The sequence below is a fragment of the Collinsella aerofaciens genome (genome assembly GCF_020709435.1).
Taxonomy (GTDB): domain Bacteria; phylum Actinomycetota; class Coriobacteriia; order Coriobacteriales; family Coriobacteriaceae; genus Collinsella; species Collinsella aerofaciens_AU.
Window position 1 is genome coordinate 1 of record NZ_JAJFDP010000002.1, and the last position, 17,325, is coordinate 17,325.

The window sequence follows — 17,325 nt, forward strand, 5'->3', positions numbered from 1 at the left end:
TGTACCACGTGCTCATGGACCCGAACCCCGACGGCGCCGCGCCGGAAGGCCCCGAACTCGCGAGGATGCGCAAGGCGATGCGGGTGACTCAGAAGAAAGCCGCCGCGGAGCTCGGCCTGTCCGCAGCCACACTCGGGCACCTGGAACATGGGAGACGGCGGTCGACGAAACTGGAGAGGAGGTATTACGAGCTCCTGTGCGAATTGGAGAGAGCGCTCCCGCAAACTGCCTCTTGACAACTTATAGGAGCGTCGGTTTTAGCGTCGAAAAACGTGGGTGCTTCAGGGGTCCAAATTAGGTCGTTCACTTCTCGGGAAACCATTCACCTTCGATTTACTGGTGCTTATAAACAGCGAGGGGGTCGCCCGGCAGGCGGCCCCCTCGCTTGTTATTCATCCCTCGGCAGCGGTTTCATGCTCCAAAAGACAACGTTCATAATCACGACAACCACCAACACCACGCCGTTGGCCACCCAAAAGCCCATGTTAAGGCCGAGCCACTCCGTGGTGCCAAACAAGTCCATCCAAATCTGCGTCCAGTTCATGCAAACGCTCCTTTCTGCATCAATCCCCCACTACAGCAGCTCGCCGTAGCGCTTGACGTAGGCCTTCTTAAGGCTTGTCGCCAGCGCCATGTACAGCAAGATGCACGGAATCAGGAACAAGAAGTACTCGACAGGCAGGGCGCCCAGACCCAGCGTGGGGCCAAGCGGGCTAAACGGGATCAGCGTGAGCAGCGCGATGCCCGTCATCGTGAGCAGCATCACCGGAGCCGAGGCACGGCTCTGGATAAACGGCAACTTAGGCGTACGGATCATGTGGATGACCAGCGTCTGGCTCCACATAGACTCGACGAACCATCCAGCCTGGAACAGCGCGATGTAGGCCAGCTGCATCTGCTCCAGCGCGGCGCCCGAGTAGACGCTCGCCAGGTCGTTGAACAGCACGCCATGGCTCACGAACAGGGGGCAGAAAACGAAGTACATAAAGATATAGGTCATAAAGTCGAAGATGGAGCTGGTGGGCCCGATCCAGATCATGAACCTGCCAACACTCGAAGCGTCCCAGGTACGCGGCACGCGCAGGAACTCCTCGTCCACGTTGTCCCAGGGAATCGCCAGGCAGCTGCAGTCATAGATCAGGTTGAGCAGGATCAGCTGGATGCTCATCATCGGCAAAAACGGCAGCAGGGCGGATGCGGCAAGCACGCTGAACATATTGCCGAAGTTGGAGCTTGCGGTCATCTTGATGTACTTGATCATGTTGGCGTAGGTCTTGCGCCCCTCGATGATGCCCTCCTCGAGCACCATCAAATCCTTCTCGAGCAAGATGATATCGGCCGACTCCTTGGCCACGTCGACCGCAGTATCGACCGAGATGCCGATGTCGGACGACTTCATGGCCGAGGCGTCGTTGATGCCGTCGCCCATGTAGCCCACCACATGACCGTTTGCACGCAGCACGGACACGACGCGCGCTTTTTGATCGGGCGTAAGCTTGGCAAAGACCTGCACGTCCTCGGCGCGACGAGCGAGCTCGGCGTCGTCCATTGCGGCGATATCGCTGCCGAGCAGCATGTTGTTGACCTCGAGTCCCACCTGCTTGCAGATGGTGCGCGTGACCTTCTCATTGTCGCCGGTCAAGATCTTGGTGGCTACACCGTGGTTGCGCAGCGCCTCGATAGCATCGGCCGTGGACTCTTTGGGCGGATCCAAAAACGCCAGGTAGCCGATCAGCACCATGTCGCGCTCATCATCGGCGCTAAAGGCACCGACAGGCGACGGGTTGGACTTTTGAGCGATTGCCAACACGCGGAAGCCGTCGTCGTTAAGGTCGGCGACCGTTGCCAAAATGCGCTCGCGCACCTCGTCGTCCAGCACGTGAACGCCGCCGTCAATCTCGGCATGCGAGCACACCGACAGCATCTCCTCGACTGCACCCTTGGTGACCATCTGGGTTTTGCCGCTTCGATCGCGCACCACGGTGGTAAGGCGACGGCGCGTAAAGTCAAACGGCACCTCGTCGACCTTCACATAGGCCTCGGAAAGGTCGGTGAGACTCGGGTCGTTTTGCTCCTCTTCCTCGGTGCATTTGATGATCGCCAGATCCATCAGATTCTTGTAGCCCGTCTGGAAATAGCTGTTGAGGTAGGCATGGCGCAGAACGCGCGAATCCTCCTGGCCATCGATGTTCCAGTGATACTCCAGCACCACCTGGTCCTGCGTCAGCGTGCCAGTCTTGTCCGTGCACAGCACGTCCATCGCGCCAAAGTTTTGAATCGAGTTGAGGTTCTTAACGATGGTCTGCTTTTTGCTCATAGCCACGGCGCCCTTGGCAAGGCACGTGGTAACGATCATGGGCAGCATCTCGGGTGTCAGGCCCACGGCGATGCTGATGGCAAACAGGCCAGCATTAAGCCAATCGCCCTTGGTGACGCCGTTAATCATAAAGACAAACGGAACCATCACCATCATAAAGCGGATGAGCACCCACGAGACGCTATTGACGCCTTTGGAAAAGCTCGTCTCTACGGCATCCTCGGACAGGCTCGATGCCATAGAGCCAAACAAGGTCTGCTCGCCCACGCTAAAGGCGAGCGCCGTCGCGCTGCCCGAGATCACACTGCTGCCCATGAGGGCGATGTTCTCGAACGACGTTGCCGAATCGGACTCGGTGCACGTCGCGGGAACCTTCTCGACCGGCTCGCTCTCGCCCGTCAGGCTTGCCTGGCTCACAAAGAGGTCCTTAGCCTCAATGATTCTTACATCGGCGGGAATCATGTCACCGGCGGACAGGTGCACGATGTCACCAACCACCACGTCGTCGATGGGAATCTCGGTCCTAGGGGCATCCTCGCGGGTGACTGTCACGGTGGTCGTAATCATATCGAGCAGCTTTTCGGCCGCGTTGCCGCTGCGCGCTTCCTGGATATAGCGCAGCGTGCCCGAGAGCACGACCATCGTGGTGATGATGATCACCGTCAGCGGGTCAAAGTCTTCGGGCGTGCTGCCCATCATCGACAACGCTGGAAACACCATGTCGGTCGCTGCCGAAATGATGGCCAGGAAAAACAGAATCGCCGTGAAGGGATTGACGAACGCGTCCGCAAGCTTGCGGGCAATCGACTTCTTCTTGCCACGCGTGACCACGTTACGCCCGTTGTCGGCTTCGCTGTGCGCGACCTCGTCGCGATTAAGGCCGCCGAGATTCGAGCCGACCCAGGATAGGGCCTCCGTCAGCGGAATGGTCGCCGCATACTGGATGCGACCCTCCGCGCGATGCCTCATCAGTTCGTTTTGCGCCTGAACCGCAGACGGCGTATGGCGCATAGTCATCTTCTTCAATTGCCTCGCTCCGTTCTATCGATCGGACGCAGGGCGAATCAGCCGCGCGCCCCCATCAAAGTGGACCCGCGCCGGCAACTTCGTCCTGCGTTACTGGTACTGTCACTGCCGCTCACGGTCCTCACCTCTCTTTCGCGTCCGCGACTGTCTACAGAATAGAAAAGCCGCAAGACCGAGCACATGGCTGGTTTCTTGCGGCTTTCTTGCGATTTGGCAAGGATTGTCAAAGTGACTATTTGGATCGATGGGAGCGAATACCCGAAGCGTTACTCGGCCATTTTGTAGCCCACGCCCCATACAGTCAGCAGGTAGTGGGGGTTGTCTGGTTCGGGCTCAATCTTCTTTCGAATTTTGCGGACGAAGGCCATGATGTTGCTGTCATCGAGCAGATACTCGTTTTGCCACACCGCCCGGTAGATTTCCTCTTTGCTAAAGACCGTACCCCGGTTGCTCGCCAAAAAGGCAAGGATGTCGAACTCCTTGGGCGTGAGCGAGACCGGCGCGTCCGACACCTTGACGGTGCGCGAGGCCAGGTCGATCGAAAGCTCGCCGATAACGATGGGTCCAGTGGCGGCACTTGCCTGCGAGCCGGCAACCGCCAGCTCGATAGCAGTCAGCTTGCCCGATGCGATATCGGCAAACACGGGCGCGAGCTCCAGGGCGGCAGCGCTGCCAGACGAGAACAGCGCGCTGCTGAGCTCGGCGGCCTCGGCCGGCGTAATCGCGATGTTGGTTCTGTTGGTACGCATAGAACCGCCCTAGAACAAGCTGCTCGAGCGGGCCAGATAGACCCGCTTGATCGTCGAAGCAACAACAAGATACAACACGCTCAGCAGCGCAACGATGCCCAGATACCATACAGGCAGCGTGGCGAGCCCAAACAGCTGCGCCACCGGACTGAGCGCAAGGAGCGCCGTGACAACGAGCATGACGGCAACCATCACCACGAGCGGTGTGCAAGGACGATCCCCGTCGCGGACACTGCGCGTTCGCAACACCAGGAGCACGAGCGATTCGGTCCATGCGCATTCCAGCAGCCAGCCGGCTTGGAAGGTCGCGATAAAGGCCGCTCGACCCGCCGCGTCGAGCGCGGCAAAGGGCGCGCCGCAGACGGCGGGGCATACGCCCAAGAACAGAATGGCAAACGTAATGATGTCGAAGGCCGAGCTCGCAAAGCCAAAATGAAGCATAAAGCTGCCGAGCCCCTTACCCGACCAGGCCCTGGGGCGGGCAATCTCTGCATCGTCAACGTTATCCCACGAAAGCGCCAGGCAGGTGGCGTCGTAGCACAGATTGAGCAAGAGCAGCTGGGTAGCGGTTGCCGGCACAAAGGGCAGGAAAATGCTCGAGGCGGCAACCGAACAGATATTGCCAAAGTTGGAGCTCGATGCGATACGGATGTACTTGGAGGCATTGGCGAACGAAGTCCTGCCCTCGCTGACGCCCTCGGCGACAACACCCAAGTCGCGCTCGAGCAGCACCAGGTCGGCCACCTTTTTGGATTCGGCCGCAGCCGAGTCCACGACAATGCCGACGTCTGCCGATGTGAGCGCCGGCACGTCGTTCACGCCGTCTCCGATATAGCCGACGATGTGGCCGGAGAGGCGAATCAGGCTAACGATCTGCGCCTTCTGTGCGGGCGTAAGCTCGGCAAACACGCGAGCCTTCCCCACCCGGATCAGCGCTTCGGATTCCTCCATGGCCTGAAGCATGCTGCCGGTGATAACGCTATCGGCGGGAATGCCCAGGCGCGAGCATGTTGAGCGAGCGACCGAAGCCGAATCACCCGTGAGCACGCGCACCTCGACGGAAAGGTTAGACAGCGCCTGCACGGCGGCACGAGCGCTCGCCTTGGGCCGATCGAAAAAGCCCAAAAAGCCGCACAGCACCAGGTCATCCCAGTCCGCCGACGTCGTGCTATAGGCGACGGCGAGCACTTTGATGCCATCGGCGCGCATGTCCTCGGCAACCTCGTAGGCGCTCTGACGGCCATCGGCATCCATGGGCACCAGCTCGCCCTTAAAGTTTGCCCAGGCGCAGCGTGTGCACACGCTTTCAACCTCGCCCTTTACGATGGTCAGATGATTGCCGGGGCGAATCTGTAGCCCCAAACAACCAAGCGCCCCGGGCGTGGCGTCGAGCTTGACACCCGAAGCCTTGGTGACGTGGTCGAAGGGGTCAGAGGCATGCAGTGCAAAGGCGTGGCCAAGGTCTTTCGCGGCAAGGTGCAGCTCGGGTGCCGCGCACGCATCGGCAATGGCCCGATTGAGCTGATTGGCAGCGGCCCCCTGGCTCGTGCTCTCCAGATACGCCAGGTTGAGCGTCTGCTCGCTTTCGTTGCCCAGGATATCGGTGTAGTACTCGAGCACCGCGGCATCTTCGGTGAGCGTGCCTGTCTTGTCAACGCACACCACGTCCATGGAGCCCAGTGACTCCATGGCGTCAACGTTCTTAACGATGACCTGCTTGTTTTTTAGTCGATGGGCACTGCCCGAAAGGCAAACGCTCGTGACAACCGGCAGCATTTCGGGAACCAGGCCCACGGCCGTGCCCAGGGCAAACAGCAGTGCCTGCGCCCAGTCGCCCAGCACAAAGCCTCGAATCATAATGACAAACGGCAGTACGATGAGCATGCATCTTACCAGGGCGGCGCAGATGCTCTTGGCGCCGGCACCAAACTGTGTGCCCATTCGAGCGCGACGGCGCAAAACGGGCTGCTCATCGGCAATGCGGGCGAGGACGGTTGCCGACGCCTTGCCGTCGACAATGGTCGTTCCCGCGCGAACGGTCTCCCCTTCCCGCTTGGCGGTCTGACCGCTCTCGCCTGTAAGCGACGATTCCGAGACAAGGACCTGGTCGCCCTTGGCAAGGGTCACGTCGACCGGGCAGAGCATGCCGGCATATAGGCGGACGACGTCGCCGGGCACAAGCCGGTCGGCATCAACTTGAATCCAACACGCATCGACGCGTTTCCAAACGGCCGCGTGGTTCGCTTTAAACATATGGCGATCAAAGCTGCGCTTGGCCTCATTTTCGTAAAACAGGCGCACCAGGCCGCCCACCAGCCACATCAAAAAGAGCACAGCTGGCGCGAACACGCCCGTCTGGCCTTCCACCTGCGGCAGGACATCGACCAAAAAAGCCAGCCCGGCAAGCGCAAGCAGCAGCGACGAGAACGGATTAAAGAACGATTTTCTAATCATCGAAGCCTCTTTCTAGCACGGCTTCGATTGTATCCGAGGGCACTCGCCGACAACCCCGCCCCAACCCTTGCGACTTCCTTGCTTTTAGCCGTGACAAAAGGGTTGTCCCTTTGTCACATTATTCGGAACGAAGGGCCTCCACGGGGTCCTTTTTGGATGCGCTGCGGGCGGGCAGCAGGCCGGCAACAACCGTCAGCAGCACCGAAATCGCGATGAGCACCAGCGCATCCTGCACGGGCAGGCTCATCAGGTTGGGGACCTGTTTGGCCGCAAGCGCCCAGGCATTGACCGGAAAACTCACGAGCACCACGACGACAATGGCAAAGACACCGGCGATGAGGCCTTCGATAAAGGTCTCGGCATTGAATACGTTGGCCACGTTGCGCTTCGACGCGCCGATCGCGCGCAGGATGCCAATCTCCTTCTTGCGCTCCAGCACACTGATGTAGGTGATGATGCCGATCATGGTGGAGCTCACCACCAGACTGATGCTCACGAATGCGATGAGCACCAAGCTGATGGTGTTCACGATGTCGGTCACCGAGCCCATGATGATACCCATGTAGTCGGTGTACGAGATTGCCTGCTCGTCGTGGCCGGCGGCTTTGACCTGCTTGTTGTACGCATCGATATGGTCGAGTACGCGCTCCTTTGCCTCAAAGTCACGCGGGAAAATCTTGACCGAGATGGGGTCGGCCTCATCCGCATAGCCCAACGTGGTCAGATTGTTGTCGTAGGTGAGCTTCGACGCCTTGGCATAGCTCATCATGAGCGAACTCAGGTCCTCGGCGTCCATGTTGAAGTGAACGGCATTGGCAAAGGCGCTCGCATCCACGTGCATGGCGCTCGCCAGGCTGGCAAAACTCGAAGACATCTGCGTCGCCATCTGGTCCATGAGCCCCGCCGCGCCCGCCTTAAGCTGGGACGATACGGTCGTCGCAATCTGCTCGCTGATTGCCTTCATCACCTGATCCATAGCCTGCTGCAGATACGGAGCCAGCTGCTTTTGCACATAGTCGGTCATCGCCTGTTGCAGGCGCTCGGCCAAGGCATCGCCGCCGAGCGCTTTGAGCTGGGCCAGGATTTGCTGGGCTGCCGTATCACTCTCAAGATACGCCGAGAACGCGGCGGCAAGCTTTGACGTGTCCTTAAGATCTTCGGGTGTCAGCGCCCTAAACTGATCAGACTGCAAAAAGCCCTCAAACAGCTGGTTGGCAAGCATTCCCACCTGCTGCATTTGCTCGGGCGTAAGTTCCAGACCGTCAAAGATACCCGAGAAATCTGGGGCTGGCGCTTTGGCCATGATGTCGCTGAAGTCGATGTCCTTCCCAACGCCCGAAAGGTCAATGTCCAGACCCGACAGATCGATGCCCGTTAGATCAATGCCGCCGCCAGCCGCACCCGAGAGCGCAGACGTATCGAACGAGAACGCGCTCTTCAGCGCCGCCTCGTCCACACTGAACATGCTGCCCAGATCCATGCCTTGCTTGGCCTCGCCTTGCAGCTCATCGAAAGACTTGCCCGTAAAGACATCCGTCTCGGGATGGGCGAGCTGCTCTTGCACAATCTGCGAATCGGCGGCGCGCTCCATAAGCTGGCGAGTCAGAGCATGCGTATAGGCAATGCCCGGAGACAACGCACTCGCATTGGCCGTCTCGTTAGGTCGCACCACGCCCACAATGTGCACGTCGATGCCATCGGCAACCTTGGCGGCCATAAAGTCGGCGTCGTCAGACATGTCGGTCCACATGCCGGTCTCTTCGTTTTTGCGATACGCATCGGCCGGCGACAGCACCTTAAACGTCGTGGACAGCGCATCGTCGTAGGTAAAGTCGGCGCCGGTCTCGGGCGTCTCGACCCCACCGTCAGCCGTCATGGCGCTGCTAACCAGATCGTTGAGTTCATTGATATCCAACGCACCGATGCTGTAGAGCGTGTAGTCGCCCACCGTGCCGCGACTCGAAAGCACCATCACGGCTTCGTTAGCAGACGTAGGCCAATGCCCCGCCACGACGTCGTATTGGCTGTCGAGCAGGCTCTGGTCGTCGATCATCTCGTTAAAGACCGAGGTTCCCATGGATTCCATGCTCACCGTTGCCGCCGAGCTCGCACCTCCGCTCATGGCCTCGGTCATGGCGTTGGGCACCAGCCGGACGGGCTTCTCGTCGCCCTTACCCGCACGATAGACAACTGGCGTCACGCCATAGCCATACTGGATGGCGTTGACCTCTTTGTCGATACCATCGCCGCCGTCGTCAAGCCATGCCTTAAAGCTCGTCATGTCGTTGGACTTAACGCTCGCAAACATATCCTTTACGGCCGTGACCACGGGAATCTTATCGGTTCCCTGAGCCTTGCCGTCGGTACCGTCGTCGGACGAGCCCTCGTTCTTGGACGTCTCATCATCCGCAGCCCCCTGCCCGCCCATCATGGACGACAGGTCGTAATCCTGCTTGGAAATGGTGAGCGGGTAGCTCGAGAGCGTATCCTCCTCGACCTTTTTGATGTAGCCGTTTACGCCGTTGGACAGCGCAAGAATCGCCGCGATGCCGATAATGCCAATCGACCCCGCAAAGGCCGTCATGGCCGTACGGCCCTTCTTGGTCATAAGGTTGCGGGCAGAAAGCCCCAGCGCCGTCACAAAGCTCATCGAGGTTTTGCGCGTAGGCTTGGCCTCGCGGCGCGTGGCGTCAGCGACATCGAAGGGATCGGAATCGTCGGTGATCTTGCCGTCCGCCAGGTTGACAATGCGCGTGGCATATTGGTACGCCAGCTCGGGATTGTGCGTGACCATGATAACCAGGCGGTCGCGCGCCACGTCCTTGAGCAGATCCATGACCTGTACGGATGTCGTTGAATCCAAAGCGCCGGTCGGCTCGTCTGCCAGCACGATCTCGGGATCGTTGATCAGGGCGCGGGCGATGGCCACGCGCTGCATCTGTCCGCCCGATAGCTGGCTCGGGCGCTTGTTAACGTGCTCGCCCAGGCCGACTTTCTCCAACGCCTCGCGCGCACGCTGGCGGCGCTCGGCATGCCCCACGCCCGTGAGCGTAAGCGCCAACTCCACGTTTTCCAAAATGGTCTGATGCGGAATGAGGTTATAGCTTTGGAAAACAAAGCCGATGCGGTTGTTGCGGTAGGCATCCCAATCGCGATCGTGAAAATCCTTGGTCGAAATACCGTCGATCAGCAGGTCGCCGGAATCGAAATGATCGAGCCCGCCGATAACGTTGAGCATCGTGGTTTTACCCGAACCCGAGGGACCCAGAATGGCCACGAACTCGTTATCGCGAAAAGACAGGCTTACGCTGTCGAGCGCCACCTGCGTAAACGACTGCGTAACGTATCTTTTGCAAATACCTTTGAGCTCCAGCATCGATGGGCTTCCTCCCCGCACAGGGACGGGCACGTCGGCCTTTCCCCATCACTCGCGTGTAATGCGTTTTTCCTACCCCATCTCACCTTTGTCATACACGCTAGCAGGAGAATTGGCAGTGAGCTAGAGGATTGGATCACTTGTGGTGCTGCATTGGCTCCGGGTCCCGCGTTGGTGCCGACCCTGAGTAGGAGCCGGCTCTACGGTCGTACCAACGATGCTGCGAAACCGGTCCCGCAACGGCTCCAAACGGGACTTCGGCAACGGTCTCACGTCAGCTCCAGACCCCAACGAGTGGCGGCAAAGCGCTCATTTCCGGCCAAGCCGCCACTCGTTCACGGCAGTCCTCGTTCAAAGTTGCCCAAAAAGGCCCTACTTCTCCAATCCACACGGCATCACATTATCGCTACCGCGACGGTCTTTGGTCACAGCAGCAAAGAAACGATAACCGCCCGAGAAGTTATAGCAGTCAAAACCGTGCTGAGCGAGAATGCGACAAGCGATGTAGCTGCGAAGACCACTTTGGCAAATAACATAAACAGGCTTTGCCACGTCAAACTCCCCCAAGCGAGCGCGCAAGTCATCAACAGGGATGTTCATAAAGCCGTCGATATGACCGCGACCATACTCGCCAACCGTGCGAACATCGAGCAGCTGCACGCTTCCGTCGCGCGGCAGATCAGGCTCCTGTTCCCAATGCCACTGCTTGAGGATGCCCGAGTCAACGTTCTCGATCATAAAACCAGCCATGTTTACCGGGTCTTTTGCCGAAGAATATGGCGGCGCATAAGCCAAATCCAAATCCTTGAGTTTATCGGCCCGAATACCGGCCTGGATTGCCGTCGCCAGCACGTCGATGCGTTTATCGACGCCATCGACGCCCACAATCTGCGCACCCAGCAGACGCAAGGTTTCCCTCTCAAACACGACTTTCATGGTCATGGGCGTCGCTTCGGGATAATAGCCCGCATGCGATCCGGGCGACAGCACAACGCTCTCGCAATCAATACCTGCCGCACGCGCTGCTTTCACAGAAATTCCCGTGCTCGCAGCTGTCAAGTCGAACACCTTGATCACCGAAGAGCCCAACGAGCCCTGATAGTGACTGTCTAGGCCACAGATCACATCGGCGACGATACGCCCCTGTTTATTGGCGGGGCCCGCAAGGGAAATCACTGCGTCCTCGCCCGTCACCTGATGCTTGACCCGCACGGCATCGCCCACGGCATATACGTCGAGAGCAGATGTCTCCATGCGATCGTTCACCACAATGGAGCCCTTGATGCCCAGCTCGATGCCAGCTTCCTTTGCCAAATGGCTCTCGGGGACAACGCCGATAGCGAGCAGCACCATATCGGCCACGATAGAATCTTCGCCCGCCACATGAGTGACCACACGGCCATCGACCTCTTCAAAACCCGTCACGTCGGCACGAAGTCGCAGGTCAATGCCATGCTCGCGCACTTCCGTGTGAAGCAGCGTTGCCATATCGTAATCCATGTTGTTCATTAGTTGACGAGGGCGCTGCAGAAGCGTCACCGTAAGGCCCAGGTCGCACAGGTTCTCGGCAGTCTCGATGCCGATAAAACCGCCGCCGATCACCACAGCGCTCTTCGGCCTATGCTCTTGTGCATAGTCATGGATATGCAGCGTGTCCTCGACCGTTCGCAAGCTGAAGATCTTATCCGAATCGATCCCCGGAAGCTCAGGGCGAATCGGGTGCGCGCCAGGCGAAAGAATCAGCTTGTCATATGTCTCGACAAATTCTTCGCCGGTGAGCAGGTTGCGGACGTCAACCGCATGCACATCGGGGTGAATGGCGATCACCTCATGACTCGTCTTCACGGCAATGCGGAATCGATTCCAAAATCCCTCGGGCGATTGCAGCGTGAGCGCAGACTCCTCCTCAATCACGCCGCCAATAAAGTATGGCAATCCGCAATTGGCATAGGACACATAGCCCGTGCGCTCGAAAACAACAATCTCCGCCTGCTCGTCAAGCCTGCGCAAGCGCGCCGCGGCCGATGCGCCGCCGGCAACGCCTCCCACGATAACCACCTTCATGGTTAACGCACCACCTTTCCACCGTAGCTATTGATTCCGCCAATGTTCTTCACGTTGCTGTAGCCTGCACGCTGGAGAAAACTCGTGGCACGACCGCTACGAGCACCACTCAAGCAATGTACAAACAGCGGGGCGTCCTTCTTTGGATATTCGGCAAGCACGCGGTCGATGCTATCGAGGGGAATGTTGACGGCCCCGGGGATATGCCCCTGCCGATACTCATCGGCGCCGCGTACATCAATCAATACCGCGCCTTCGGTCGCCTGGCACTCCTCAACACCTTTGTTGATATCCACCCCAGCAAATAAATCAAACAATCCCATGATGAGCTCCTTTGCTCGCTTGTCCTATCGCTTGATGCCAGTATGTCCGGAAGACATAGGCCGGTTCCGTGACCAAGTCACCATATGGGTGGTTTTCTTGAGAGCAAGCAGCGAGCAGCGGGCGGATAGGCACCACAGCAAAGTCATCGCTACGGCAGGCGCGCCAAACCGTCGACATCCAGAACAAGGATGCGCCCGCGCTTCACCTCGATAAGGCCCTCATCGGCAAGACGACGCAACACGCGTGTCACCGCCTCGCGAGCAGAGTTGATATCACGCGCCAATTCGTCTTGAGTGATCCGGAGCTCCATCGACTCCGCTGCCCGGCATCGCTCAACCAGATAGTCGGCAACGCGCTGGTCAAGGCGCCTGAAGAGCATCTGCTGCAGCACGCGAACCACCTGGGAGTAGCGCTGCGCCTCTACTTCGAGCATGAAAACCTTGACGTGGATATTAACGTTGGCAAGATGCTCGCAAACACCAATAGGAACAACGAGGAGCGTGGATTCTCGTGTCGCAGTTACGAGCGTGTCGAATGAGATTTGCCGAATAACGCACGACGCGGTGGTGACGCAGCATTCTCCCTCACCGAGCCGAAACAGCGTAACCTCCTTGCCCTCCTCGGAAAGAAGGCTGACGCGGATATCGCCGTGGACAATGAGGAAGACGCCCGTGCAAGAGCTGTCGCTGCCGCCAATAAGCTGTCCGGCATCAAAGGCGCGCAAGGCGGATTGCCCTAAAACAAGAGCGCGTTCGTCGTCAGACAAATGCTCCCAAAACGGAAACTTCTTTACGATATCTTGCATCCCGTCCATTTGTGGCTCCTTTCCCCATTAGGTTTAATCTAGCAGGAAAGATGCAGGTGAAAAGGGACGGCGGCATATAAATGAGCTGCCTCCCATTTCTTGGAAACGAGAACATAACAAGAGCAGATTTGATCTCGAAGAATCGAAATCAAAGAGGCCCCGGGAATCCCGAGACCTCCTCAATATACATAGTTCAGCTTGTTTATTGCCCGCTATTCGCAATCGCCTGGTCGATAAGCTTGTCGAGCGCTGCGCGCTGCTCAGCGGAGCTGATGGCGCCCACGATGGGCTCCCCTACGATGTTGCCATTCTGATCGATGACATACGTTGTCGGGAACGAGAACAAATTTGACGTAAACTTACCGGCCTCGCTATCCGACTTGAACCAGATGTTCTTATATGTCACGCCCTTCTTGCTCAGTACGTCCTTGGCATCTGCAATCTCGCCCTTGTTGCCATCGAGCGTAAAGGAATTGACGCCCACGACCTGGCCGCCCTTCTTGGCAAGCTCCTTATTCAGGTCCTCAAGGTCGCCCAACTCACCCACGCACGGCTTGCAAGTGGTGAACCAGAAGTTCATGACGGTGACCTTGTTCTTAGAGAACAGCTCGTCGCTGTTCACGTCGTTGCCATCCAGGTCCTTGCCCGTAAAGCTGGGGAACTTCGTCGCCTCGCTCGAAGCATTGGCACCAGCCGTCATGCCAGCGGTCGAAGCGTCGACGCTCTCGCCTGCACTCGGCGTGCTTCCACAGCCGGGGAACTCCTTCTCCAGGCTCTCGAGCTTGTCCTCGATCTCCTTGATCTGCTGTGCACCGGCCTTGAGTGTCTTAAGCTCATCCGCCGTGAACTCATCCTTGGCGCCGTCGATGGTCTTGAGCAGAAAATCGCCGTAATTGCTGCCGTCCTCAATCATTGCCGAGTCTTTATTTGCCGCATTAAATACCTTTTCCCACAGCGCGTTATCACTCGAAAAGATCTCGTTCTCCTTCTGCATGAGTTTTGCATACAACTCGGCGGCCTCGTCGGCATTGGCCGGCTTCTGCGCAGTGAGTTCTGCGATCTTAGGATCGGAGCTCGCAGATTCGCTCGCATTGCCACCGGGCGCCGAACATGCCACAAGGCACAAGGCCAATACCGGCACCATAAACAGGGCCGCAATCTTAGAAAGCTTCATAGTCATTCCTCCGTTTTGTCGAAGCTTGTTTACTTTTTATCGGCGGTCAAGGGAAGCTTTTCCGCCGACACATCCAGGCCATAGCGATAGCTGATGGCATCGACAGGACAGGCCCCGATGCACTTTCCGCACCGGATACATTCGGCATGATCGGGCGCGCGGACCACATCAACGTCCATCTGACAAACCTTTGAGCACTTGCCGCACGAGACACATTTGCATGCATCGACCCGAATCCCCAGCAGGGATACCTTATTCATGAGCGCATAGAATGCGCCGAGTGGACAAATCCATTTGCAGAAGGGGCGGTAGAACAAAACGCTCAGCACTACCACGGCAATGAGAACGGCAAGTTTCCAAGTAAAGAGATGTCCCAACGCAGATCGAATGCCGGCATTGGCAATGGCCAGCGGAATGGCGCCCTCGAGCACACCCTGCGGACAGATGTACTTACAAAAGAACGGGTCGCCCATGCCCACGTCGTTAACCACCAAGACGGGTAGCAGCACCACGGCAAACAGCAGCACGACGTATTTGATGTACGTGAGCGGCTTAAGCTTTTTCGTGGAGAACTTTTTGCCGGGAATCTTGTGCAGCAGCTCCTGCAGCCAGCCAAACGGGCACAGAAAGCCACATACAAAGCGTCCCAGCAGCACGCCGAGCAAAATGAGCGTACCGGTAACATAGTAAGAAAAGTTGAACTTGGACGAGCCCACCACCGACTGGAACGACCCGATGGGGCACGCACCCGATGCCGCGGGGCACGAATAGCAATTAAGTCCAGGTACGCAGACTGTTTTTCCCGCGCCCTGATAGATGCCGCCTTTGGCAAAGTTTGGCAGGTGAATGTTGGTGACGAGCGTCGCCGCCGCCTGAATGAATCCGCGAAATCGAGCCAAAACATGCGACGCAGTGTTTTCTCTTTTATCCAATTCCGATACACTCCAAGCACAGCCTAATCGCTTTGGCCAGCACGGCATCTGCCTCGCCACGCATAACGCCAAAGCACACCATGGCAATTCCGACGATCAACAAAGCGACCTGTACCACGGGTTTTACCGCTTTGAACAACCTGACCACTCCTTTCGTTACGCGACTATTGGACCATATCGGCTATAAAATCCGTGTTAAGCGCGATTTGAAATGTGCAAGGAGACTGTTATGCGTATTTTGATCGTCGAGGACGAGCGGGCGCTGTGTGACGCAATCGCGCGCAGCTTGCGAAACTTGGCGTACAGCGTCGACTGCTGTCACGACGGACAGGAGGCGCTCGACCTGCTGGGCGTCGAAGTCTTTGACCTCGTGGTACTCGACCTCAACCTTCCCCGTATCGATGGCATGACCGTGCTCAGGGAACTTAGGAAAACCGACTGCGAGACCAAGGTGCTGATTCTGTCCGCGCGTGGCGAAGTATCCGATAAGGTCGACGGACTCGATGCCGGCGCCAACGATTACCTCACCAAGCCGTTTCATCTGGACGAACTTGCGGCAAGGATCCGCAGCCTTACCCTCAGGCGCTTCGCACAAAGCGACATAGTATTAACCTGCGGAAAACTCAGCTTTGACACCAAGGCGCGCATCGCTTCCGTGGGCAGCGAGGCCTTATCTCTTACACGCAAGGAAACGGGAATCTTGGAATACCTGATGCTTAATCAGGGGCGTCCGGTAAGCCAAGAGGAGCTTATCGAGCACGTTTGGGATAGCAGCGTGAACAGCTTTAGCAACGCGACCCGCGTTCACATCTCGTCACTCCGCAAAAAGCTACGCATCGCTTTGGGATACGACCCGATTCGCAATCGGATTGGAGAGGGCTACGTTATGGAGGATAGCGAATGAAAAGGCTTTCGTTGCAATGGCGCATAACGATTATGACGGCACTGCTCACGTGCGCTGCGTGCGTGCTGACGAACTGCCTGGTCGGCTATACGGGCATGCGCTACATGGATGCTATCGGCAGCGACGTCTCGGCCCTTAGCGCAGCCGGCGAAGATTCGCCCCAGGCGTTCGACCCAACGAAAGCGACCCTCGATGACGAGGTCACGATCGTCGTAAACGACGCACAAGAGTCTTTTGGCACGACAGCCTGGTGCATCACGGCTGGAGTCACACTCCTTGGCGGCGTGCTGGCATACTTTGTGAGCGGCCGTGCGCTCAAACCGCTACGAGCTTTTGCCGCCCAGGTTGAGCGTGTGCAGCCTGACAACCTAAGCGAAATCAGACTCAGTGAAGATGTGCCCACCGAGCTACAACGATGTAGCGCCTCTTTCAACGACATGATCGCCCGTCTTGGCGAAGGGTTCTCTGCACAGCGTCAGTTTACCGGCAACGCCGCACACGAGCTGCGCACCCCGCTCGCCCTTATGCAAGCACAGATTGAACTATTCATCTCCGAGCACTCCGGTTTGCAACCCGAAACAGCCGAGCTGCTCGGCCTGCTACAAGAACAAACCGAGCGCATGTCTCGAATGACCAAGGTATTACTCGAGATGAGTGAGCTCCGCAGCGTTCCTTGCGAGGACGATGTTGAACTCGGTCCCTTGTCCGAAGAGGCCCTCACCGACCTTGCGCCACTTGCCGAGAATAAGGGCATAGCCCTCAATTGTGCTGGAGACGCTTTGACAATCGGAAGTGATACGCTCCTCTATCGGCTGGTGTTCAATCTGGTCGAAAACGCCATCCGTTACAGCCGCCCCGGCTCGACTGTCAACGTCTCCATCAGCGACAGCGACAGCCACGTGCTCCTGCGAGTCAAAGATGAGGGCCCGGGAATACCCAAACAGTACCGAGAGAGCATCTTCCAGCCGTTCTTTCGTCTAGATAAATCCCGCAGCAGGGCATACGGCGGCGCAGGACTCGGGCTAGCGCTTGTTTGGGAGATTGCAGCCCTACACGGCGGCACGGTAGAGGTCGAAGCAAGTTCCGAGAACGGGACCACCATGCTCGTGACCCTCTCAAAGGGGGCCACCACGTGATCCGACTGTCCAGGGGTCCCACTCGGCATTGCGAAACGCGTCCCAAAACTTGGACATGAGAAAT

The 17,325-nt window shown here is 58.0% G+C and carries 14 protein-coding genes; 3 read left to right on the plus strand and 11 right to left on the minus strand.

What is annotated here, in order from left to right:
* On the plus strand, positions 1-236 hold a 236-nt coding region (locus LK493_RS01620), incomplete at its 5' end, for a helix-turn-helix domain-containing protein (protein WP_227789890.1).
* A 152-nt stretch (positions 237-388) separates the two neighbouring features.
* Here LK493_RS01620 and LK493_RS01625 read toward each other — a convergent pair.
* From LK493_RS01625 to LK493_RS10405, 11 genes are all read right to left on the minus strand, one after another.
* Positions 389-544: a hypothetical protein gene (locus LK493_RS01625; RefSeq protein ID WP_117746131.1), complete on the minus strand. Its 156-nt coding sequence runs from the start codon at positions 542-544 to the stop codon at positions 389-391.
* 30 nt (positions 545-574) lie between these two features.
* Positions 575-3,334 carry a magnesium-translocating P-type ATPase gene (gene mgtA, locus LK493_RS01630; RefSeq protein WP_195503701.1) on the minus strand — a complete coding sequence of 920 codons (2,760 nt, stop codon included), beginning with the start codon at positions 3,332-3,334 and terminating at the stop codon, positions 575-577.
* A gap of 275 nt (positions 3,335-3,609) precedes the next feature.
* On the minus strand, positions 3,610-4,092 hold the full coding sequence (locus LK493_RS01635) for a winged helix-turn-helix domain-containing protein (RefSeq protein ID WP_117746130.1): 483 nt from the start codon (positions 4,090-4,092) through the stop codon (positions 3,610-3,612).
* A 9-nt stretch (positions 4,093-4,101) separates the two neighbouring features.
* Complete coding sequence (locus LK493_RS01640; RefSeq protein ID WP_227789891.1) at positions 4,102-6,546, minus strand: HAD-IC family P-type ATPase; 2,445 nt, start codon at positions 6,544-6,546, stop codon at positions 4,102-4,104.
* Positions 6,547-6,664: 118 nt separating this feature from the next.
* On the minus strand, positions 6,665-9,922 hold the full coding sequence (locus LK493_RS01645) for an ATP-binding cassette domain-containing protein (RefSeq protein ID WP_227789892.1): 3,258 nt from the start codon (positions 9,920-9,922) through the stop codon (positions 6,665-6,667).
* Positions 9,923-10,294: 372 nt separating this feature from the next.
* A complete protein-coding gene (locus tag LK493_RS01650; protein ID WP_227789893.1) occupies positions 10,295-11,986 on the minus strand; it encodes an FAD-dependent oxidoreductase in 1,692 nt (563 codons plus the stop codon).
* A gap of 2 nt (positions 11,987-11,988) precedes the next feature.
* On the minus strand, positions 11,989-12,309 hold the full coding sequence (locus tag LK493_RS01655) for a rhodanese-like domain-containing protein (RefSeq protein WP_227789894.1): 321 nt from the start codon (positions 12,307-12,309) through the stop codon (positions 11,989-11,991).
* A 149-nt stretch (positions 12,310-12,458) separates the two neighbouring features.
* Positions 12,459-13,124 carry a Crp/Fnr family transcriptional regulator gene (locus tag LK493_RS01660; protein ID WP_227789895.1) on the minus strand — a complete coding sequence of 222 codons (666 nt, stop codon included), beginning with the start codon at positions 13,122-13,124 and terminating at the stop codon, positions 12,459-12,461.
* Positions 13,125-13,317: 193 nt separating this feature from the next.
* On the minus strand, positions 13,318-14,289 hold the full coding sequence (locus LK493_RS01665; protein ID WP_227789896.1) for a TlpA family protein disulfide reductase: 972 nt from the start codon (positions 14,287-14,289) through the stop codon (positions 13,318-13,320).
* 29 nt (positions 14,290-14,318) lie between these two features.
* Complete coding sequence (locus LK493_RS01670) at positions 14,319-15,221, minus strand: 4Fe-4S binding protein (RefSeq protein WP_227789897.1); 903 nt, start codon at positions 15,219-15,221, stop codon at positions 14,319-14,321.
* Positions 15,214-15,303, minus strand: coding sequence for a CD1871A family CXXC motif-containing protein (locus tag LK493_RS10405; RefSeq protein WP_022094046.1), 90 nt, complete (start codon positions 15,301-15,303; stop codon positions 15,214-15,216). The genes LK493_RS01670 and LK493_RS10405 overlap by 8 nt, the downstream gene beginning before the upstream one ends.
* Positions 15,304-15,432: 129 nt before the next feature.
* On the opposite strand from LK493_RS10405, the gene LK493_RS01675 reads away from it, so the two are divergent.
* Both LK493_RS01675 and LK493_RS01680 read left to right on the plus strand, forming a co-directional pair.
* Positions 15,433-16,125, plus strand: coding sequence for a response regulator transcription factor (locus tag LK493_RS01675; protein ID WP_227789898.1), 693 nt, complete (start codon positions 15,433-15,435; stop codon positions 16,123-16,125).
* Positions 16,122-17,261: a HAMP domain-containing sensor histidine kinase gene (locus tag LK493_RS01680; RefSeq protein WP_227789899.1), complete on the plus strand. Its 1,140-nt coding sequence runs from the start codon at positions 16,122-16,124 to the stop codon at positions 17,259-17,261. The genes LK493_RS01675 and LK493_RS01680 overlap by 4 nt, the downstream gene beginning before the upstream one ends.
* The last annotated feature ends 64 nt before the right edge of the window (positions 17,262-17,325 follow it).